Origin of the sequence: Bacillus sp. FJAT-44742, from assembly GCF_002797315.1 — a bacterium.
GTDB lineage: Bacteria > Bacillota > Bacilli > Bacillales > Marinococcaceae > Thalassorhabdus > Thalassorhabdus alkalitolerans.
In genome coordinates, this window is sequence record NZ_KZ454936.1 from 1074823 (window position 1) to 1096903 (window position 22081).

Sequence of the window (22081 nt, forward strand, 5' to 3'; positions counted from 1 at the left end):
TAGTTTATCACGGTAAAGATAGTTTATTAAATTATTAGAATCTTCCACAATAATAACGATTAGGCGTAATAATCTAGTAAATATCATTATGAGGTTCGATGAGAATCATATTTTGATAAAATACTTTATAATTCTAGCTTTTCTTTTCAAATGGTCTGTGGTACACTCTTTTTGGATTAAAAATAACAGAGAAAAATGACAGAGAACATGAGAGAGAATGTTCATCTGAAAGGAGGAGTCTTCATGCTGGGAACATTAAAAGAAAGAATGACGTGGCAAAGACAAAAATGGGCGGAGGAAACAAAGGAGAGAATTCGTGAATACGCTGAGTTTCAGCGTCTTGAGTCGCTGAAGGAAATTGAAAAAGAAGAAAAGACAAACGAGATTCTTCATCAAGAGATTGATCGCTATTTAAAGACAGCCCATCCAAGCTTTTTATTGAAACCGGAAGTGGCCAGAGCTTTACTTAACCGGCTATATGCAAGATCAAGCGGTCGTTCAAGCCTGTCTATTCATATAACAAGAGAGATGAGAAAAGCATCCGCTTTTTACAATAAGGAGATGGTTATTTTTATTATGCTTCTAGAAAGAAAGGGAGTTACCTTTGAAGGTAATGAAGAGAAGTTTATGACCATTTTTATGAATAAATTAAGTGAAAATAACTATAGATATTGCATGGAGAAGTATGGTGATTTCGTATCTGAGTATGAGAGCCTGGAGGATGCAATGTATCATTACCTTGAGGCAGTTGAAGAAAATGATAAGTATGAAAGCGGTCACGTAGATTTCTTTACAAAATACTTGATTAATAAGGGGATTCTACCGGCTGTGACTGTAAAAAGTAAGATGAGACGCAGGCTTAAGGAATTTGAACACCTTCATGCTGAAGACTATAAGGTTCGAAAGATGGAAAAACGTTTGCAAGAAATCAGCTAAAAAATATGAAGAGAGCTTCACGCTTATGCGGAAGCTCTTTTTTCAGGCTCTGTTAAAGACTGATGTTGATTTTTTATAAGTAGTGCTAGAAGCCTTCAACACTAATAGAAGCTAAAGGTGCTACAGGGTGGTTTTTCCGAGAAAGTTGAAATCATGCCGAGGCATAGAAGACACCGTGAAGCGAATGAAATGAAGCTTAAGCGGATGTGGCACTTGTGCCTTCAGGTGCATAGAAGATACTTGGAATGGGAGCGAAGTGAATCATAATGGATGTCACGCTTTTACTTTTAGCTGTAAGAGAATACTCATGAAAATCACCAACAAGATGTAACAAAGCCTTTTATTAAAAGAAGGCCAAGGCATGAAGAATAGCCTGACAAAGGAGATGGTGTCTCACAGGACAAGGAAATTTTTTCATATGTATAAAAAAATTTCTATTTATATATGCATCTTCCTTTGCTTTCATAGGCCGGTTATGGCAAAATAATCTTAAATCATATCATCCTATTAGGACGTGTGAGATTAGATAAAGGGGAGAGTGAGAGAGGACATGGAAAAGAATATTGGTTCTTTCTTTGAAGAGAAGATTCAGGATGCCAAAGTACAGTTTGAACGCACGATCGATTGTAAACACACTGAATTTGACGATCTTTACCCATATATGAGCGAGCAGCCGCAATTTTTCTGGTATAAGCGCTATGTAGCATGGCAGGAACTATTAACGATTGTCGGCCTGGCTGATGACCTTGAGCTTGACTGGACCAGCCAATTTGATGAAGAACAGCAAGAATTTGTAAAAAACAAAGTGCTTGATGCTAAAGTTCTCGATGATTGGTATGGAAAGAAAAGAACTGAAGCCGGCGAGTCAAAGTCGGAGTAAATAAAAAGTATATAGGAAAACCCAGATAAAAGGCATTCACCAACAGTGAGTGCCTTTTTCTTTTATCATATGTTTACATTGGGGGTAACTTGTAAAAAGGCTACTCTCTTGCATATAAAGAAACAAGGACCCCGCCCTTTGAAGCTTCATTTCTCGCATTCACGGTGTTTTCTTTGCTGTTTGTAAGTTTAGTCTACACTCATTACTATACTTTTGTCTAAGAAAAATACCCCAAATGATAGGTTATATACTCTACCATTTGGGGTGCAGTCCCATTCTGAATCTTTATCTATAAGAGAAGGTTTTGATCCAATCCCTTTTATGATTAAAAAATAAAGTGAGCAATAACTACGATTACTGGAAGAGTAATGATAGTTCTTTGGATAAAGATAATCACAAGGTCGATAAACCTTACTGGTAATTTTGAAGCAAGAAGCAAGCCCCCGACTTCAGACATATAGATAAGCTGGGTTACAGATAAACATGCGATCACAAACCGCGTGAACTCACTGGCAATATCTGCTCCAATCACTGCTGGAAGGAACATATCTGCAAACCCGATAAGCATTGTCTGTGATGCTTCAGCAGCATAAGGAACCTGCATTAGTTCCAACAGCGGGATAAATGGTGTACCAAGCCATACGAAAAATGGGGTAAATTCAGCAATAATAACAGCAATTGTTCCCAGTGCCATCACAATCGGCAGGACGCCAAGCCACATATCAAGGACATTTTTCACGCCTCCTGTAGCTATCGTGCGGAATTTGTTTTCTTGCGCTTTTGCTGATGCCTGACGCAAACCATGAGAGACAGTTGATGTATTTTCTGGTATCTGGTCATTGCTCCCTTTCCGTTCTGCCTTTTCATAGTAGTTATCTGACTTTCTTGAAAGTGGCGGGATTCTCGGCATAATAAGAGCGGCAACTAGGCCGGCTGCCACAATGGTCAAATAGTAAGGGATAATCATATGGCCCAATTCCATAAGCTCAATGATGACAATACTGAAAGTAATAGAGACTACAGAAAATGTCGTCCCGATGACGGCAGCTTCTCTTTTCGTGTAATAACCTTGTTCGTATTGCTGGTTGGTCAAAAGCACCCCGATTGTTCCGTCTCCCATCCAAGACGCTAAAGAATCAATAGAAGAACGGCCAGGAAGCGTAAACAAGGGCCTCATTATCTTGTTTAATAGTGTGCCGACAAATTCCAGCAGTCCAAAATTCAAGAGTAGCGGCAGAAACAAGCCAGCAAATAAGAAGACTGTAAAGAGAAGAGGCAGAAGGTCAAACAGCATTAAGCCGCCTGTATATTCGTGCCAGATCCACTCAGGCCCCCATTGAAACAAAGTAATCACCGCAAGGATGAATCCAATGATCCTTACGATAAACCAAATGGGAGTGACCGAAAATAAATTATCTAAAAAAGTATTATTAGTAATCCACGAAACAGCGGCCACTTTAGCGAGCAAAGTTCCGACAACTGCAAGCCCGATTAAAATGGTGACAATAGCAGGGAGGGCAGGCCCAAGTAATTCCTCTACCATTCCAGCTAATATAGCTACTGGAATTGTAACGGAACCGTCATAAGAAATGGGAATCATAAAAAGAAAAATCCCTATGAGAGAGGGGATAATAAATCGCATAAAACTCTCATTTCTATTTGTTGATTGATTTTCCAAAAAAAACACCTCTATTCACGTATATAATTGTATAGTTATCCAACTTTACCTTATTATTGTAGGAATGAAAAGATAAAACCTGTATAAAGTTAAATAATATATTATAAAAATAACATGTTTCATGTAATTATCAAGGGACTATGAAATAAAGGAAATTTTGAAAAGATTTTAATTTAAAAGACTAATATGTCCTGGATATAATATTCAAAAACATGGCGATTTAGAGAGATATTACGCTACATTCATTCTTTTTTTATAGGCAGACGCACTCTTTTCTTTCTTATAACATAGGTTATTTCGAATAAGAAAATGGAGGCGGTAAAAATGGAATCAACTCCACAGCTTGTTACGAATGTAGACCCTTATGTGTATCAAACACTGCTTTCAATCCGAGGCAGCCGGGTGGTTATAGAAACTGTGAGAGGAAATGTGCAGGGTATTATACAAAATGTTATGCCTGACCATGTAGTAGTAGAATCTCATGGTTCAACGTTTTACGTGAGAATCGAACAAATTGTCTGGGTGATGCCTTCTTAAAAAAGAATGATACAACCCTGCTCTTTCATACAACTTAAAAGGACCACACGTGTTATGAATGGAGGGGTTGTGTTGTTTAAGAGAATTGATAAGCTGGCAATTGATTTGCCGAAGCCGAAATCTCCAGATGCTAACGGGGCCGCGGCTGTTCAAGAGCTCCTCGGAGGAAAATTTGGAGAAATGTCCACGTTAAACACGTATATGATCCAATCTTTTAATTTCAGAAACAAGAAAAAATTAAGGCCGTTCTACGAAATTATTGCCAGTATTACGGCTGAAGAATTTGGGCATGTGGAATTAGTATCAAATACAATTAATTTAATGATAGAAGGAACCACCTTCCCTGGTGATCCGGATATTACACCTATGCAGGCAGCCAAAGACAAACGAAACAGTCAGCATTTTATTGTCAGTGCCCAGTCTGCTTTGTTAAGTGATTCCATGGGAAGGCCCTGGAATGGAGATTACGCCTTTACCAGCGGAAATCTTATATTGGATTTAGTAAATAACTTTTTCCTTGAAGTCGGGGCACGCACACATAAAATGAGAGTATATGAAATGACATCCAATGAAACTGCTCGTGAAATGATAGGGTATTTGCTTGTAAGAGGAGGAACTCATGTTCTTGCCTATGCTAAAGCATTGGAAGTAGCTACAGGTGTGGACATGACCAAGATGATTCCGATTCCTAACCTGGATAACAGAGCTTTTGACCATGCAAGAAAATATGAAGCACAGGGACTTCATAGAAGACTATACACATGGAGTGACAGGTATTACCGAGATATTGCACAGATATGGAAAGGGCAGCACCCGGATGGAGGACAATTGGAGGTAGTTATAGGCACTCCGGATGGTGCTCCCATACCTGACTTAGAAGAAATCCCGGAGGAGTTTGCGCCTGGCATCGGTCCCGATGAGTTTATGGAAATTGTAAAAAGACTGCAAAGAAGCGCCGGAATATAAACAGAAAAGCACAATGATGCAAGGAAATGCAAAAAAGGGAAGCTTTTATGAGCTTTCCTTTTTCTTTTGTTCCTGAGCTTTTAATGTTTTTGATAGGGGATTATAAAGCTTTGAATAAAAATGCGATGCCAAGTGTGAGAGTGAACATTAATTCTTTGTTTTTGCCCCCCGCTTCTTTTTTAAATTCCCAAAATGATAAGCAGCTGTTCTCCTTTTGTTTGGTAGTGTGGGTAAAGGGAATAGAAAAAGCAAGAGATGTTCTCAGGAGTTGATCGTGTGCCTCAATATGTATTTGATATACAACAAGTGTATAGAAAAAAACCTGAAGATAAAATAGGGTCCTTGGTTGCAGAAGTAGACATCGAAGTGATTGATCAGCATTCCGGAAGGATCCTTCATAAGATGGTGGTTCCCGTTCTCTTTCATAATTACGGAGTATATCCGGAGCTCTCTAATATCTCCTCTCATATACCTTCATCTAATTTACGAAAAGAAGTCTATTACAGAGTAAGAAGGTATGTAAAAAAATTAAGACCTTACCTTGAGGTAACCAAGAGCTGGGAAGAAGAAAGAGAGCAATAAAAGGTGCATGCTAACACAGAAGAAAGTAAAAAAACTGTCTTACACGGCTCTCTACCGTATAAGACAGTTTTACTTAACAAGATTTATCATTTGGCTTCGGAACTTTCAGACCGAACCATGGCATGATCCAAAGGGCTGTATAAGTGCCTAGAAGGGCCATAACAGCCCATACCCATCCGTGCACACTAAACGAAGCAATGCCGCTGAAGTATGCACCAATGTTACATCCAAATGCCAGTCTTGCTCCGTACCCCATTAACAGACCGCCGATTAAAGAAGCAAGAGCTGTTTTAAATGGAATTTTCTTAAGAGCGAATAGTCCTCCGGCAGCTGAGGCAATAAAAGCCCCGGTTACGAGACCGAAATTCATGACGCTTGTCGAGTCAAGAAAAACAGACTGTGTAAGCTGCTCTTCCATACCGTCTCTAGACCAGTAATACCAGGATGCGACATCAATTCCCATGCTCTGGGAGATTTGGGATCCCCAAAGAGCAAAGGCAGACGTGATTCCCCAAGGGCTCCCGCGGGTCAAAAGAGTAATGGCATTTAGAACAGCAAGGACAACAGCTGCAATAAGAATAGGCCAGGCCCCTCTAAAGATTCTCTTCCAGCCGTTCTCCGTTGGCAATTCAGCCATGCGGGGTGGTTTTCTTTTTTTAGCGATATAAAAAGTAAGCCAAATAATGAAAGCAAACGCTGCAATTTGGACAGCCCAGGCACCAAGGAACCCTAGGCCCGTACTTTCTGCCAATGAAATAGCAGGCAATGAAGGCATATCATTTAGCCAAAAGTCAAAATGCCATGCACCGATTACAGAACCGGCGATAAACCCAGCTAATGTAATAAAAATGGATGATCTTCCGCCACCTGCGGAATATAAAGTTCCAGACGCTCAGCCGCCGCCAAGCTGCATGCCAAGGCCAAAAATAAAGGCGCCAAAGATAACACTGACCCCGACCGGCGATACTAAACCAGAAACATCATCACCAAAAAAGCTCAGATTAAAAGCCAATATAGGAGCAAATAGGGTGGAGGCAACAGCCAGCATGACCATATGAGCTCTTATGGCTTCCCCGTTTCCTACGGCAAGGAACCTTCGAAAAGCGGATGTAAACCCAAACCTTGAATGAAAAAGAGTATAGCCTAGTAATAATCCTATCCATAATAAGAGAGCCATCTGCCCGTCTGCAATTTGTAAGGTAATAAAAGTCAACATAATAGCAGTGAGAAGCCCACCGATAGTGAGTAAAGTCTGTGGGGGAGGGAGCAACTGGGCTGACTTATTGATAGAAAGGGTGACAGGCTTATTTTTTGTTTCTGCTTCCATAATAATTCCACCTCTCTTCTTGTTGCATTTAGTAATCTTAGCGGCATAGTAAGGCTTAGTCAACTCCAAAAAAAATACACATACTAATTAAAATACTTTGACTGCTAAGTAGAGAGGAAAAGAAAAGGGGTTGTCAGGAAGGACAGCCATATTTAAAATGTGTAAGCAGTTATGTTACTCAGACAGATTGTATCAAAAAGCCTGGCACTAAAAAAAGACAGAAAGAGAGCGGGAGAGTATGGGAAAATGATTACGATCGATAAAGACAATAAGCAGATAACTGCCGCAGCCTGCGTTCGGTGTCCGGATCCATTTTTTCAAAGAGGTGAGGACGTTTTAGAAAAGGTTGGATGTTGCAGCTATAGCCCAGTTTTCACCTTATTCGAGATTAAGAAAATGGCGGATAGGGATAAAAACTTCTTTTATGAGACGATATATAAACATCCTAAGGCTATTGTTTCTTCTTTTTCAATAAAAATAGAGGCTGAAGTGAATCCTGCTTTTAAAAAGGTTAATACTTCTTCCATGTTGCCAATGGAGAAAGAGGACACTAAGCTTAGTTATTCAACGTGTCAATTTTTTGTATCAAATCAAGGATGCGGCCTTCCGTCTGGTTACAAAACAAGTGTTTGCCGTTCATTTCTTTGCTGTACAGTAGAAGAAAGCCTGTCAAAGGAAAGAAAAGAGGAAATGAATGACTGGATTTTTTATATTCAGGAAGAAGTCAAAGCCTTTAATCGGTCCCATGAACAAAAATTGAAAAGTAAAGGGTGGACGCTGCAGGAACAGCCAAGTATGGTTGTGGACTATTTAAAAAGTCTGCCTGACATGTAAAACAAGGAGCAGGGTAGAGCCTGCTCCTTGTTCTCCTTAAAAGCAACGTACAGGAGTGATCCGGGAGAGTCTGACGAAGCATAAAAGGAAAAGGGACAATAGCTCGAAATGCTCACCTTCAGGACGGTGCTGAAGTCCAAAAAAGATAGGGAGCTCCCCTTCTTCTAAAAAAGCATTTTCCTGATTGCTTTCAGGAAAATGCTATTCTTAGTTTTCATTCCATTTTTTCAGGATTTCCGGAATTTCTTTTAAACTTTTGACTTCCTCAGTAAAGGGGATGTCTGGTTGAGGTTCCTTGTTTTCTCGGTTAATCCAGATATTTTTCATATTTATTTTATTAGAGCCCTTAATATCTGTGTTGAGGTTGTCTCCAATCATTACAGCTTCATCCTTTGTCAAGTTTAAAAGAGACAAGGAATGTTCGAATATGCTCGCATCAGGTTTTCCTCTTCCATAGGCTCCAGAGACCAGAATGTAGTCAAAATAAGGAACAAGTTCAGGTGTCATTTCAAGCTTTTCATTCTGCAAAGTAGGAGAGCCGTTAGTCAAGAGGAGCATGCGATAGTTTTTTTGAAGTTCTGCTAACAATTCAAAGGTGTCATCATATACAAAGGGCAACTGTCTTCTGTGGTAAGGGAACCGTTCAGCAAGGTATGCTCCAAAAACAGGATCGTCCACTCCTGCTTGCTTCAAGCCTCTTGTCCACGCCTCTTTTCGATAATCTGGAGCCATTTTGCTCATTTTTCTAAACCCAATATCGGTTTTGTCTGTAAAATCTCCCCATAACCCCTCAAAAGGGTTAATTCCTATCATTTTAGTGAAAGGAAAGGTTTCATAAGAGCAGTAGAGGGCACTTGCCTCTTCTCTTACCTTCTCCTCCAATAATAGTGGGTCAATTCCTTTTTCTTTTTGTGCTTCCTTGCATGTTTCCCGGAAAGCTTCCTGGACACTTTTTTTATCCCAAAGAAGCGTGTCATCTAAGTCAAAAATTACACCTTTAATCATAATGAAAGTCACTCCTGGCATTGGTATGTATGCCTTTTTATTTTAGCACATTTAAAGCAGGCTGCAGGATAAGATAAATAAACGGAAAATTTGATAAATTTAGAATAGTTAAGCTTTAAAAATGATACCGAAAAAATTAAAAATTTTTGCGAGAGTGCCTGAAAAATCATGTTTTTTATTGTACAATAGATTTATAGCTTTCACATATTAGACACAAATTGACGACTTTTTACAATCTGGATTTATATCATAGGCATGATGATTCGTTTTTTCTCAAAGTCCTTACTGAATTCTCAGCAAAGATATGCGACAAAACACGGGATATTTTTGAGAATGCGTTTACATCATGTTAAAATTAATTGGTGAAAGCGTTCTCCCCAAATGGGGGGTGCTTTATCCATAAATCAACATTTGTTTATTGAAGTACTTCTCGCATTAGTCCAATGACTCAGGAGGAGTGGTTAGAAAAAAGAGTTTTAAGGAATTAAGGGCAATGGAAGACCATCCCTACATAAGAATCTTTCATTCAGAATAATAAGTTTTACTGTCACCCATGTTCAAAATTTTTCATCACTTAGTAGTTGGAGGTTTGTTCAGATGAGCAGAAAAGCAACCAAGCAGGGGGAACCATGGGAAGGGTTTTACGGTCCTAACCTGGGGTACGTATGGGATCTTTACGAACAATATCAGGAAGATCCAAGTTCCATAGATCCTGATATGAAAGACTGGTTTGATCAATTTGGTCCGCCTTCCAGTGACGTAAAGATAGTAAACGGACATGCACCTGCACAGCAAGAAGGAGAAACAGCTGCTAGCGTACATAAAGTAGCAGCCGCCGTTAAGCTAGCTGAAAATATCAGAGTTCATGGTCACTTGTCTGCGGATATTAATCCGCTTAAAGAGCCGGGAGACGACAATCCTTTTTTAAATCCCAAGGAATATGGACTAACTGAGGAAGATCTTGAAAGACTTCCAGCAGATATCATTTGTCCTGATGCGCCGTCCCATGTGACTAATGGCCTTGAGGCGATTAGCCATCTAAAGGACTCTTATACAAAAACAATCGCCTTTGAATTTGACCACGTTCATGATGTTGAAGAACACCAGTGGCTTAATAAGATGGTTGAATCAGGTGAAATTTATAAAACGTTATCTGATGAGAAAAGAAAATCACTTTTCACCAGTTTACGTGAAGTAGAAAGCTTTGAGCAATTTTTGCATAAAACCTTTGTCGGTCAAAAGAGGTTTTCTATAGAAGGTGTCGATACCTTAGTTCCCATCGTTGATGAGTATGTACATGATTCAGCCCGCGGAGGAGCGGAAGATGTCATGATCGGAATGGCGCACCGGGGCCGCCTGAGTGTTCTTGCTCACGTGCTCGGTAAGCCATATGACATGATCTTCTCTGAGTTTCAGCATTCTCCTAACAAAGAGCTTGTTCCATCAGAGGGTTCCACCGGAATTAACTATGGGTGGACTGGAGATGTGAAATATCACTTAGGTGCTGAGAAATCTATTCAGCAGGAGTCTTATGAAACAAGAATCACTCTTGCAAATAACCCGAGTCACTTGGAATTCGTAAACCCGGTAGTAGAAGGATTTGCCCGTGCAGCTCAGGATGACAGGTCTGCGCCGGGTTTCCCGAGACAAGATACCTCTAAGTCAACAGCGGTCATTATACATGGGGATGCTGCCTTCCCAGGAGAGGGCATCGTAGCCGAAACGTTAAACCTAAGCCGGCTTAAAGGATATCAAACTGGCGGAACACTTCATATTATTGCTAACAATCAGCTTGGATTTACTACAGAGTCTCATGATTCCCGTTCTACGATGTATTCAAGTGACTTGGCAAAGGGCTATGAAATCCCTGTTGTTCATGTAAATGCTGATGATCCGGAAGCATGTATTGCAGCGGTGCAGCTTGCTTATGAATATAGGAAAAGATTCCAAAAGGATTTTCTCATTGACTTGATCGGATACCGTCGTTTTGGTCATAACGAAATGGACGAGCCTGCCGCAACACAGCCTCATCTTTACGAAAAAATCAGAAAGCATAAGACAGCCAGTGAATATTATGCTGACCGTTTAATTCAAGACGGACTAATCACTAAGGAAGAAGCTGAACAAATCAAGGAAGACATGATGGCGAACCTGCAGGAAAAATATGACAAGGTATCTGGAAATAAATCAGATGAACCAGTTCCAGTTGAAATACCCGAGGAGGTAGAGTCGAGACTTCCAACTATAGAAACAGGGGTAGAGACAGATCAACTTCGTCATATCAATAAAGAATTAATCACGTGGCCAGAAGGCTTCTCGGTCTTTCCTAAATTAGAAAAAATTCTTAAACGCCGGGAAAAAGCATTTGAAGAAGGCGGAAAGGTTGATTGGGCGCACGCTGAAACGTTGGCTTATGCATCTATTATTACTGATGGAACTCCTGTCAGGCTGACTGGTCAGGATTCCCAGCGCGGAACATTTGCTCACCGACACATCGTGCTCCATGACTATAAAAATGGGGATATTTATTCTCCTCTTCATACATTATCTAATGCGAAAGCATCCTTTGCGGTCCATAACAGCCCGCTTTCTGAAGGTTCAGTAGTAGGTTTTGAATATGGATATAATGTTCATTCACCAGAAACGCTTGTTTTATGGGAAGCGCAATTTGGAGATTTTGCAAACGCTGCTCAGGTCCTGTTTGATCAGTTTATCTCTGCAGGCCGGGCAAAATGGGGCCAGAAATCTGGCATGGTTATGCTTCTGCCGCATGGTTATGAAGGGCAGGGTCCTGAACATTCCAGCGCTCGCCCAGAACGCTTTTTGACACTAGCAGCTGAAAACAACTGGAATGTCTGTTATCTGTCCAGCTCTGCTCAGTATTTCCACTTATTAAGAAGGCAGGCTGCTATTTTGGAAAAAGAGGAAGTAAGACCATTAGTACTTTTAACACCTAAGAGCTTATTGCGTAACCCAAATGTTGCTTCTTCTGCAGATCAGTTTACCCAAGGTCATTTTAAACCGATTTTGGAAGAACCGAAAACTGGGCAGGATGCAGAAAAGGTTGAACGTTTGATCTTCTGTACTGGAAAAATGGCAATTGATTTGCATGAAACAATAAATGATGATATGGATACAAGCTGGCTTCATATTGTAAGAGTAGAAGAAATCTATCCTTTCCCTGAGGAAGAGATTCAAGAAGTGATTTCACGTTACAATAATGTAAAAGAAGTGGTATGGGTACAAGAAGAACCTTCCAATATGGGAGCGTGGACTTATATCCAGCCGTTGCTGCGCCAGGTGGCACCGGAGGGGGCTGATGTAAGCTACAGCGGACGAAGAAGACGTTCCAGCCCATCTGAAGGTGATCCAAAAGTTCATAAAAAAGAACAGTCCCGCATTATCAATGAAGCACTGAACCAGAAATCAGAAGGAGGCCCTAAATAATGGCTGAAATCAAAGTACCAGAACTCGCTGAATCTATTACAGAAGGAACGATTGCAGAATGGCTGAAGCAGCCGGGTGATCAAGTGGAAAAAGGTGAAAACATCGCTGAACTCGAAACGGATAAAGTTAACGTAGAAATTACTTCTGAAGAGTCCGGTATCATCCAGGAGCTGGTTAAAGAGCCTGGAGATACAGTTCAGGTTGGGGATGTCATTGCAATTGTAGGGGAAGCTGCTGGCGGTGCAAGCAAAGAAAAGAAAGAAGCGCCAAAGCAAGAATCAGTTAAAGAGGATGCTAAGCAGGAATCTCCAGCTCAGGAGGAGACAGAAGAGGTTCCGGCTTCTGAACGTCCTGTCGCTTCACCGGCTGCTCGTAAGCTGGCACGGGAAAAAGGAATCGATATCAGCCAGGTGCCAACGCGTGATCCACTAGGCCGTGTCCGTAAAGAAGATGTGGATTCCTATGAGGCAAACAAAGGATCCGAGCAAAAGCAATCACAGCCTTCAGCACCTAAGAAGGAAGCTGCTCCTGCAGCAAATAAAGATGAATTCAACGGTAAGCCAGTTGTAAGGGAAAAAATGTCCCGCAGACGCCAAACCATTGCGAACCGTTTAGTAGATGTTCAGCAAACGTCTGCCATGCTGACTACTTTCAATGAAGTTGATCTTTCTGCGGTTATGGATTTGCGGAAAAGAAGAAAAGATGCATTCCTTGATCAGCATGATGTAAAGCTTGGTTTTATGTCATTCTTCACGAAAGCAGTGGTAGCTGCCTTGAAACAGTTCCCGTACCTTAATGCTGAAATACAAGATAAAGAGATCGTGAAAAAAGAGTTCTACGATATTGGCATGGCCGTATCTACTGACGACGGACTCGTCGTTCCTGTTGTCCGTGATGCTGACAGATTGAGTTTTGCCGGAATCGAGCAGGAAATACTCAATTTGTCTAAAAAAGCCCGTGATAACAAGCTGGCCCTTTCGGATCTTCAAGGTGGAAGCTTTACCATCACAAATGGTGGTGTCTTTGGTTCCCTGCTATCCACACCGATCCTGAATGGACCACAAGTTGGTATCCTTGGGATGCATACGATCCAATGGCGCCCAGTGGCTATTGATAAAGAAAAAATGGAAAATCGCCCAATGATGTATATTGCCCTATCCTATGACCATCGTATCGTTGATGGTAAAGAAGCTGTAGGGTTCCTTGTAAAAGTAAAAGAACTTTTAGAAGACCCTGAAACTCTCCTTCTTGAAGGATAAGGACATCATCAGTCTATAAAACTTTGTAAAAAGAATCCCCTGAACATACGGGGGATTCTTTTTTGTCCTCTACTCTCTTCTGTTATCTCCTAATCGAGGATCTTCATCATAGCTTAGGGTTATGACTCTCGTTGACTCCCCATTTTTAATCTCTTCCTCTGTAGCTCTTTCACTGAGTTCTTCATCGTCATCTATCCCATTCGCAATTGTTGGTTCTTCTCCTTGTCTGCCTTTTTCTTTCATTTGATTTCCGCCTTTCTTATTTAAAATTTACACCTATGATTATCGTGTGCAATTTTCCAGAAAATAAACCGGTGATCAAAGGTATTTTCGTAGGTGGTAAGGGCTTCATTTCCTACATATATTGGTTGAAGAAAGAAATTTGGACAGAAAGGAGCATCTAGTGAATTTACAATCCGAAACAATCATTGTGCACCAAGATAACCTTCAGGCAGAAATAGAAATGGATTACTTTAACAAACGACTGCGTGTGGATGGATTTTATGGTTCAACGGATGTATTGCTCAACACCATCCAAAAGCTTACTGTAAACAAACCGTTTGAAAAACTAATTATTTATTCATTCCAGGAAACTTGGATGTCACTCCTTGAGAAGGGGTATACCCCAGAGGCTGTCTTTTCAAAATATTTCAGCGGTGCCGATAATTATGCAATGGTAAAATATCAAACGATTGATCGTCGATACACCGCCAGCTGGCTGGAGGAAGATGAGTTATTGACAAAAGTCCTTAAAAAAAACATTAGGAGAAAGGATCCAGACAAGGCACCTGTTGCCTATACAATAAGAAAAGCAAATGAAAGGGATTCTACGGAACTTGCCTGTTTATACAGCCAAGTATTTTCTATCTACCCCACACCGATGAACGAGCCTGCCTATGTAAAAAAGAAGCTGAGTGAAGGACAGGTTTTTTTTGTAGCTGAAAAAAATAAAAAAATCGTCAGTGCTGCTTCGGCAGAGGTGAATCACACGTATCGCAATGCAGAATTAACAGATTGTGCAACAATCCCGGAGGAAAGAAAGCATGGTCTTATGAAATTTCTTCTACAAGAACTGGAAAAGGAGTTGTACAAGCAAAAGATCATCTGTGCTTATTCAATTGCCAGGGCCCTTTCCTTTGGCATGAATAGCGCCTTCTGTCAGCTAGGGTACTTGTACAGGGGGAGGCTGACGAATAACTGCTATATTTATAATTCCCTTGAAAACATGAACGTATGGGTTAAGGATCTGACTGTCCACCATTCCTTTCCGTAAGGAAATGGGTGCTCTTTAAAATATATTTCATTTAATTGTCATAAGCATGGACTATAACTGCTTTTTCATAATGAAAAAGTTTTTCTAAAAAGGCTCTTCAGTCTAGTTTGATAACTGATATGAATGAGAGGCAGATCAGAACCCGATAGAATAGCAGCAACTGAGCCTTTCATTTACGTCTATCCTGACTGAAACCTTGAAAAGGAGGTTATTTCATGAATCATAAGCTTTATAAACCTAAGCTCCACTGGAGTGAATTTGAACTTTGGAAAGATGTTCCTGAAGAGAAGTGGAACGATTGGATCTGGCAGCTTACCAACACGATCCGTACGTTAGATGACTTAAAAAAGGTTATTCACTTAACTCCTGAAGAAGAAGAGGGCGTTAGAATTTCAACGAAAACCATTCCTTTAAATATTACCCCATACTATGCTTCACTAATGGATCCAAATGACCCGCGCTGTCCTATTCGTATGCAGTCAGTACCCATAAACAAAGAAATCCAGAAAACGAAGTATGATATGGAGGACCCGTTAGAAGAAGATGAGGACTCTCCCGTTACGGGACTTACGCACCGCTATCCGGACCGGGTGCTGTTTTTGGTTACAAATCAGTGTTCTATGTACTGCAGGTATTGTACTAGAAGACGTTTTTCAGGGCAGATTGGAATGGGAGTGCCCAAGAAACAGCTTGATGGTGCCATAGAATATATAAAAAACACACCATCGGTAAGAGATGTTTTATTATCTGGAGGAGACGGGTTATTAATTAATGACAAAATCCTTGAATATATACTAAAAGGGCTAAGAGAGATTCCACATGTAGAAATTATCCGCATTGGAACAAGAGCACCTGTAGTCTTTCCGCAACGGATTACTGAGAACTTGTGTAACATCTTAAAAAAATATCACCCAGTTTGGTTAAATACCCACTTTAATACATCTCTCGAGATTACAGAAGAAGCAAAGAAAGCTTGTGAGATGCTTGTTGATGCAGGCGTGCCTGTAGGAAACCAAGCGGTTATATTGGCGGGTATTAACGATAGTGTTTCTATAATGAAAAGACTCATGCACGATTTAGTCAAAATACGCGTTCGGCCTTACTATATATATCAATGTGATTTATCAGAAGGGATCGGCCATTTCAGGGCACCGATTTCTAAAGGACTGGAAATAATGGAAGGGCTGCGCGGCCACACTTCAGGCTACAGTGTTCCCACTTTTGTTGTTGATGCACCTGGGGGAGGAGGGAAAATTACTCTCCAGCCTAACTACATCATTTCTCAGAGTCCAGAAAAAATAGTGATGCGTAATTTTGAAGGTGTGATTACCACGTATCCTGAACCAGTAAATTACACTCCTGGGACGGCAGAGGATTATTTTACACAGGTGTATGAAGACCTGGAGGATAAAGAAGCGAAAACGGGTATTGCCTCTCTCTTAAATGAAAAACAGAGCACACTGATTCCGTCAACATTAGAAAGATATGATAGAAGGAAAAGCTTCCAAAGTAATTCTTCTCACAAGACGTTAAAGGATTTGCGTGAAAAGAGAGATGAGTTGAAAGAGAAAAAATATCAAGCCCAGCTGAAAAAAGGAAATACAGATTCTGGTGGAAGTAAGGAGGAAAAACACTGATGATTCTTTGTGAATGGTGTGAGTCAGAAAGCGCCGTTACATCCAAAACTACAGTGTATTGGGAACTTCCTGATGGAACCAGAGCAATAGAAATTACGGATACTCCTGCTGTGCAGTGCAAAGAATGTGGCATGGTATACCAGGAAGAAGACACGATTATTCAATTGGAAGACCAGTTATTACTCATCGATACAGATCAAGTCACAAAAAGTATATCGTATCAAAAGCTAATGGAAATTCCTCGTAAGTTAAAACGAAATTACTTTAGGTACGATGAACTGTAGGTAGAGAATGGTTTTAAGGTGAAAGATGGAATGCTCCTTCCTGAGCCAGGTTGAAGAGAGGAAAAGAACATGAAGAAATCCCTATTAATTAAACCTTTTCTTACTAAAAGCTATCCTGCTGCTTCTTATGGATCTGGAATTTATATATATGATACAGAAGGAAAAAGGTATATAGACGGTTCTTCAGGTGCAGTAACTGCAAGTATTGGGCATGGAATACCGGAAATAATTAGAAAAATGGAAGAACAGTCAAAAAAAATATCTTTTGTATATCGCTCTCAATTTACAAACTCTCCAGCAGAACTGCTGGCTCATAAAATAAATGAAGCAGTAAACAGCGAAGAGAATTACTGGTCTTTTTTTGTAAATAGCGGATCAGAAGCAACGGAAACAGCTATGAAGATCGCTATTCAGCATTTTCAGGAACAAGGGCTTTTTCAAAAAAATAAAATTATTTCCCGGTGGATGAGCTACCATGGTATCACCCTGGGATCCCTGTCATTATCGGGCCATAAGTTAAGGCGGGAAAAGTTTGTCACCCTTTTAGATGATGGCCCAAATGCAGAGGCTCCTTATTGTTATCGCTGTTCATTTCATATGGAATATCCTGAGTGCAATATGATGTGTGCTGTGGATATAGAAAGAGCAATTAAAAGAGCTGGAAACGACAACGTTGCGGCATTTATTGCTGAGCCCATTATTGGAGCAGCTGGAGGAGTCATTGTACCCCCACCCGGATATTATGAACAAGTCCAGGAAATATGCAAAAAGAACAATGTACTGTTTATAGCTGATGAAGTAATGACAGGCTTCGGACGGACTGGAAAAATGTTTGCGTTAGAGCACTGGACATCAGAAGCAGATATTATTGTAACCGGAAAAGGTCTTTCAGCGGGCTATGCGCCAATAGGAGCTGCTCTTTGCAAGGAGAGTGTTCTGCAGCCTGTGCTCAACGGATCAAAAAGTATTATGAGTGGCCATACTTTCAGTGCAAATCCACAGTCAGCTGCTGCCGCTCTTGCTGTCCTTGAATACATGAATCAATATAAATTAATTGAAAAAGCAAGCCTGCAAGGCAAGTATTTATTTAGAAAGCTAAAAAAGCTGAAACAGTCTACTCCAGTAATCGGTGAGGTTAGAGGGAAGGGGCTTCTTGCCGGAATAGAAATTGTATGTAACCCAGTATCAAAAAAGCCATTTCCGAGAAAGGCAGCAGTAACCGAAAGAGTGATAAATAAAGCACAGCAAAAAGGACTGCTCATTTACCCAGCCACAGCAGGAGAAAGAGGATACGAAGGTGATGCAGTCATTATTGCCCCCCCGCTTATTGTAACGAGAAAGGAAATCGATGAAATGATGACTATACTGCAGGATGTTTTCCAGGAACTTCTGCAAGAGCTTTGCAAAGAAGGACATCATTTTGTGTCGTAAGAGGGGAGTCATGGAAATAATGGATTCTCAAGCAAAAAAAATGAAGAACAAAATTTCAACAATCAAAAAGGCACTCGAGCCTTTAAGAGACGGCATGGTTCTAATGTATGGAGGGTTTGGCGGGGTAGGAAACCCTCCTTCATTAATAAAAAGTATAGTTGACTCAAATGTAAAAGACCTGGTTCTTATTGGCAATGATGCATCGTTTCCAAACATTGGAATTGGCAGGTTGGTTAAAGAAGGAAGAGTAAAAAAATTAATAGCTTCCCACATTGGCTCAAACCCTGTAGCAGGTTCTTTGATGAATGCGGGAAAGCTTGAAGTTGAATTTTCTCCCCAAGGGATTTTAGCTGAAAGAATCAGAGCGGGAGGCATGGGGCTTGGAGGTATTCTAACTGACGTGGGCATAGGGACGATGGTAGAGAAAAATAAAAACACAATTACTATAGCCGATAAGGATTTTCTTATCGAACGGCCTTTACGGGCAGATGTATCCATTGTGTATGCCAAAAAAGCGGATACGTTTGGTAATTTAATCTATGATAAGAGTGCAAGAAATACAAATCCCCTGGTAGCGATGGCGGGAAGCTACACGATTGCAGAAGCTGAAGAAATTGTACCAGCTGGAGAACTGGATCCGGAAATGATTGTGACTCCCGGTTTATTTATAGATAAAGTGGTACAAAGTGAAGGGATCGATTGGACATGGGCATGGGAATAGACAGTCGCAGAAACATTGCTAAGCGTGCCGCACAAGAAGTAACAGACGGAATGATCGTGAATTTGGGTATAGGTATTCCTTCCCTAATTCCTGAATATGTTGCTAAGGATGTTCAGGTGATGTTTCATGCCGAGAACGGGATATTAGGGATGGGGCCTTCACCCGGGGAAGGGAAGGAAGACCCGGCATTGTGTAATGCAGGGGGCTTTCCCATTACATTGAAAGAAGGGGCTTCTTACTTTGACAGCGCTACAGCTTTTGGAATGATAAGAGGAGGATATATTGACCTGTCAGTTCTCGGGGGCTTGGAAGTAAGTCAGAGAGGAGATCTGGCTAATTGGATTGTGCCTGGTAAAAGGGTGCCTGGTATTGGAGGAGGCATGGAGCTGGCCTGCAAATCTAAGAAAGTAGTGGTTGTAATGAGTCATGTGGATAAAGCGGGAAAGTCAAAAATAGTTTCTTCCTGCTCTCTGCCTTTAACCGCAAAAGAATGTGTTTCCACGGTTATTACAGATAGGGCTGTTATTGCTGTAACTGATAAAGGCCTTTGCTTGACTGAGGTTATGTATCCCTATACTGTGCAAGAAGTTATCGATCAAACCGATGCCCCCCTTTTCATTTCTCAACATCTTACCTGACAGGAGGCTGGTGACCGGTTGGTGACACGGCCTCCCCTTTCTAGTTAGAATATAATATAAAAGGTATCTTTCAGCCGGAATACAATTAACCACTGCCAAAGACTCAAATCTACTTTGGTTCAAGCTTTCACTAGCGAGGGCAACGCTTCAGCTAAAGATCACTACTCACTGGAGATCTTCAGCTGTTGCTTTTCCCCCTGGACTCTACACCTATTTCTGCTGGTTTTTGTTAGAATTTGCCGACTAGAATGATGGACAACCCTCCGGAGAATGGGATATCTCTTTTTTCTGAAACTGCCTCAACGTTAAGGGGCCTTACATAAAAATAAGCGATCGTATGTCTGCTCCCTGAAGATGCCATTTTTTTAATTGTAATGACCACTTCTTTTTTCATGTAGAAAAATAGCTGCTAATCATCTATTAAAAAAGGGTAAGAAAAAAAGAGATGGGAGAAAAAGTGGCCCTGCTAATTGATTAAATGAAAAGAAAAGGAGAGTCATAAGTCAATGACGAAAGCGATATTCTTAGATTTTTTTGGCACCATTGTTGTTGAGGATAACGAGATGATTGAGAAAATTAGCAAAAAAACAGCTGAACGGGCAAACAATCCTTGTACCTGGCAGGAGGTAAATAAGTACTGGTGGAATCGCTTCTCTGAGAGGTTTGAGACTAGCTACGGGAAAGATTTTTTGAGGCAGAGAGAAATTGAAATTATTTCCTTAAAAGAAACATTGGATTATTTCGACGCTGAGCTGGATGCTGATAAACACGCCCAATTTATTTTTGACTATTGGGAAAGACCTGAAATATATAAAGATGCTGAACTGTTTTTAAAAGAAGTCAAGGTTCCTGTCTTTATTCTTTCAAATATTGACAAATTGGATTTAGAAAAGGCAGCCGACTACCATCACCTTCATGTAGAGGGACTGATAACCAGTGAAGATGTACGTGCTTATAAGCCACGAGTAGAAATATATAAAGAAGGGTTAAAGCAAGCAGGCTGCAGGCCGGAAGAAGTTCTTCATGTGGGTGATTCTTTGAAAGATGATGTGCATGGGGCACAGAAAGCAGGCATTAAAGCAGTCTGGATTAACAGGGGAAAAAGAAATAATCCAGTTCATGTCTCTCCGGAATTTGAAGTGACCAGACTTACCGAGCTGTTTAATCATATGTAATTTATTCAAAGAGAAGTACAGCAGATAAAAAAAGAAAATTGAAAGATATGGGTTTATTTCTTCTATAATTTTTGAAAAAATAGAAAAAAGGAGGTTGGCATGGAAAAAATACTTATTGCTATTATCGGGCTGGGCCTGAGCATGGCAGTTTTCTATGGGTATCAGTGGTATAGTAGTTCCCAGGCTGTAATAAAGATACCCTCCGAAGAAAGTGAGGAACTGTCAGCTCATGCAGTCTCTCCAAGCGAGAACATAGAACATCAAGATCCTCAAATGAGTGATGAAGTGGAGAATTTTACAACTGGGGAAGAGATGGCCCAGTTAAAGATACCATCTATCGAAACAGGCTACCCTGTGTATTGGGGAGCAGATGAGGAAACACTCGATCAGGGTGTTGGAATGTATGTAAGCGAATGGACTACGACTCCAGATGAATTCAGACATACAGTCGTAAGCGGGCATAGAGATACAGTATTTACCGCATTAGGTGATGTGAAGGAAGGAGATTCTTTATATATAGAGTATAAGAATGAGGTGTACGAGTATGCTGTTAAGGACATATGGATTACCGGAGCTGAGGACAGAACGGTGATTGTCGATAAAGAGACACCAACACTTACTCTTACAACCTGTTACCCGTTTGATTATATAGGGAACGCTCCTGACCGTTATATCATACAAGGCGAAATGGTCACAAATTGAAAAAGGTGTGGAAAGAATCCGCATCTTTTTTTCTATGTCTTCATAAAAGTGATGAAATCATATTACGGAAAAAGTGTGTAAAAGATTGAAAAAATCTCCAAAAACTATTTTAATTTTACTCCACTTTATTTTATAATAAAAAAAACAAACTGAGGTGATGATGTCAGTGGTAAATATTACCGAGCAATTTATTAAGGTGCAGCGAGAAATGGAACAGGCATCACTGTTAACTGAGGTAGTTTTTGGAACCTTTCATATAAACTTAAAAGAACAGAATTTCAAGGTAATTATTTGTAATAAAGCAAGGACACTAAGGGTGGAACATGGACGATCCTCAATGGCACTTGAAGAAGAAAGAAACCAGTTTAAAGGAAACAATGATGATCGAAAAGCCCTAGAAGTATTAGTAGAGGTGCTTGAAGTAAATGAAATTACATCCCTAGTGGAAAATGGGAGTCTACTTTTGGACTTTATAGACATTCAGGAGTATAAGGCTGTGAAGGAGCAGGCTTATGCGGAGAATCTGCCTATTGAGGTCTTCTTAAAGAAAAAGAAGGTAAATGAGTTTGTAATTGGATTACTTGAAATCCGGGCTAAATATAGAGAGCTGCACAGAGTTACGGAAATCAGCGAGTATAAGAGAAGAGAAGAGAAAGTCTTTCATTATATTAAGAAAATAGAACAGAAAGCTAAACAGCAATTTGCTCATTAACTATGAGATAAACCCTTTGTTTTTGGAGAGACTTCCAGTGACAAAGGGTTTTTTGTA

21 protein-coding genes and 1 pseudogene are annotated in these 22081 nt (G+C 40.4%); 17 read left to right on the top strand and 5 right to left on the bottom strand.

Annotated elements, in window-relative coordinates; genetic code table 11:
• Positions 1–243: 243 nt before the first annotated feature.
• Positions 244–936 carry a hypothetical protein gene (locus CEF17_RS05495; protein ID WP_100398640.1) on the top strand — a complete coding sequence of 231 codons (693 nt, stop codon included), beginning with the start codon at positions 244–246 and terminating at the stop codon, positions 934–936.
• Between the two features lie 550 nt (positions 937–1486).
• Entirely contained in the window at positions 1487–1816 is a 330-nt protein-coding gene (locus CEF17_RS05500) for a hypothetical protein (protein ID WP_198508889.1), read from the top strand.
• A 325-nt stretch (positions 1817–2141) separates the two neighbouring features.
• Here CEF17_RS05500 and CEF17_RS05505 read toward each other — a convergent pair whose 3' ends face one another.
• Positions 2142–3458, bottom strand: coding sequence for a YjiH family protein (locus CEF17_RS05505; protein ID WP_100400806.1), 1317 nt, complete (start codon positions 3456–3458; stop codon positions 2142–2144).
• A gap of 360 nt (positions 3459–3818) precedes the next feature.
• Here CEF17_RS05505 and CEF17_RS05510 point away from each other — a divergent pair, with 360 nt between their 5' ends.
• The 3 genes from CEF17_RS05510 (at position 3819) to CEF17_RS05525 (ending at position 5579) form a co-directional block, all read left to right on the top strand.
• A complete protein-coding gene (locus CEF17_RS05510; RefSeq protein WP_232725421.1) occupies positions 3819–4031 on the top strand; it encodes a YuzF family protein in 213 nt (70 codons plus the stop codon).
• Positions 4032–4103: 72 nt separating this feature from the next.
• Positions 4104–4997 (top strand): manganese catalase family protein, encoded by an 894-nt coding sequence (locus CEF17_RS05515; RefSeq protein ID WP_442857430.1) that lies wholly within the window; start codon positions 4104–4106, stop codon positions 4995–4997.
• A gap of 276 nt (positions 4998–5273) precedes the next feature.
• Entirely contained in the window at positions 5274–5579 is a 306-nt protein-coding gene (locus CEF17_RS05525; protein WP_100398645.1) for a hypothetical protein, read from the top strand.
• Between the two features lie 73 nt (positions 5580–5652).
• On the opposite strand, the pseudogene CEF17_RS05530 reads toward CEF17_RS05525, so the two are convergent.
• Positions 5653–6906: pseudogene (locus CEF17_RS05530) on the bottom strand (YeeE/YedE family protein).
• A gap of 171 nt (positions 6907–7077) precedes the next feature.
• Here CEF17_RS05530 and CEF17_RS05535 point away from each other — a divergent pair.
• Positions 7078–7740, top strand: coding sequence for a hypothetical protein (locus CEF17_RS05535; protein ID WP_100398646.1), 663 nt, complete (start codon positions 7078–7080; stop codon positions 7738–7740).
• Positions 7741–7947: 207 nt separating this feature from the next.
• Here CEF17_RS05535 and CEF17_RS05540 read toward each other — a convergent pair whose 3' ends face one another.
• Complete coding sequence (locus CEF17_RS05540) at positions 7948–8745, bottom strand: HAD family hydrolase (RefSeq protein WP_100398647.1); 798 nt, start codon at positions 8743–8745, stop codon at positions 7948–7950.
• 597 nt (positions 8746–9342) lie between these two features.
• On the opposite strand from CEF17_RS05540, the gene CEF17_RS05545 reads away from it, so the two are divergent.
• Both CEF17_RS05545 and odhB read left to right on the top strand, forming a co-directional pair.
• Positions 9343–12192, top strand: a complete 2850-nt coding sequence (locus CEF17_RS05545; protein ID WP_100398648.1) for a 2-oxoglutarate dehydrogenase E1 component — start codon at positions 9343–9345, stop codon at positions 12190–12192.
• A complete protein-coding gene (gene odhB / locus CEF17_RS05550; RefSeq protein WP_100398649.1) occupies positions 12192–13451 on the top strand; it encodes a 2-oxoglutarate dehydrogenase complex dihydrolipoyllysine-residue succinyltransferase in 1260 nt (419 codons plus the stop codon). Before CEF17_RS05545 ends, odhB begins: the two co-directional genes overlap by 1 nt.
• A gap of 69 nt (positions 13452–13520) precedes the next feature.
• On the opposite strand, the gene CEF17_RS20305 is transcribed toward odhB, so the two are convergent.
• On the bottom strand, positions 13521–13694 hold the full coding sequence (locus tag CEF17_RS20305) for a hypothetical protein (protein ID WP_198153430.1): 174 nt from the start codon (positions 13692–13694) through the stop codon (positions 13521–13523).
• 160 nt (positions 13695–13854) lie between these two features.
• Here CEF17_RS20305 and ablB point away from each other — a divergent pair, with 160 nt between their 5' ends.
• From ablB to CEF17_RS05580, 6 genes are all read left to right on the top strand, one after another.
• Positions 13855–14724 (top strand): putative beta-lysine N-acetyltransferase, encoded by an 870-nt coding sequence (ablB, locus tag CEF17_RS05555; protein WP_232725422.1) that lies wholly within the window; start codon positions 13855–13857, stop codon positions 14722–14724.
• Between the two features lie 215 nt (positions 14725–14939).
• The gene (gene ablA, locus CEF17_RS05560; protein WP_100398650.1) at positions 14940–16361 is read left to right on the top strand and encodes a lysine 2,3-aminomutase; all 1422 of its coding nucleotides are present in this window, start codon (positions 14940–14942) and stop codon (positions 16359–16361) included.
• Positions 16361–16645 carry a YokU family protein gene (locus CEF17_RS05565; RefSeq protein ID WP_100398651.1) on the top strand — a complete coding sequence of 95 codons (285 nt, stop codon included), beginning with the start codon at positions 16361–16363 and terminating at the stop codon, positions 16643–16645. The genes ablA and CEF17_RS05565 overlap by 1 nt, the downstream gene beginning before the upstream one ends.
• Before the next feature lie 69 nt (positions 16646–16714).
• Positions 16715–18076 carry an aspartate aminotransferase family protein gene (locus CEF17_RS05570; protein WP_100398652.1) on the top strand — a complete coding sequence of 454 codons (1362 nt, stop codon included), beginning with the start codon at positions 16715–16717 and terminating at the stop codon, positions 18074–18076.
• A 19-nt stretch (positions 18077–18095) separates the two neighbouring features.
• Positions 18096–18797, top strand: coding sequence for a CoA transferase subunit A (locus CEF17_RS05575; RefSeq protein WP_442857448.1), 702 nt, complete (start codon positions 18096–18098; stop codon positions 18795–18797).
• Positions 18782–19435, top strand: coding sequence for a 3-oxoacid CoA-transferase subunit B (locus CEF17_RS05580; RefSeq protein ID WP_100398653.1), 654 nt, complete (start codon positions 18782–18784; stop codon positions 19433–19435). The genes CEF17_RS05575 and CEF17_RS05580 overlap by 16 nt, the downstream gene beginning before the upstream one ends.
• A 229-nt stretch (positions 19436–19664) precedes the next feature.
• On the opposite strand, the gene CEF17_RS19860 is transcribed toward CEF17_RS05580, so the two are convergent.
• Positions 19665–19829, bottom strand: coding sequence for a hypothetical protein (locus CEF17_RS19860; protein WP_157842936.1), 165 nt, complete (start codon positions 19827–19829; stop codon positions 19665–19667).
• Between the two features lie 112 nt (positions 19830–19941).
• Here CEF17_RS19860 and CEF17_RS05585 point away from each other — a divergent pair, with 112 nt between their 5' ends.
• From CEF17_RS05585 to CEF17_RS05595, 3 genes are all read left to right on the top strand, one after another.
• A complete protein-coding gene (locus CEF17_RS05585) occupies positions 19942–20610 on the top strand; it encodes an HAD family hydrolase (RefSeq protein ID WP_100398654.1) in 669 nt (222 codons plus the stop codon).
• Positions 20611–20709: 99 nt separating this feature from the next.
• Positions 20710–21312, top strand: a complete 603-nt coding sequence (locus tag CEF17_RS05590) for a class D sortase (RefSeq protein ID WP_100398655.1) — start codon at positions 20710–20712, stop codon at positions 21310–21312.
• A 160-nt stretch (positions 21313–21472) separates the two neighbouring features.
• Positions 21473–22024 carry a hypothetical protein gene (locus tag CEF17_RS05595; protein ID WP_198508890.1) on the top strand — a complete coding sequence of 184 codons (552 nt, stop codon included), beginning with the start codon at positions 21473–21475 and terminating at the stop codon, positions 22022–22024.
• Positions 22025–22081 lie beyond the last annotated feature (57 nt).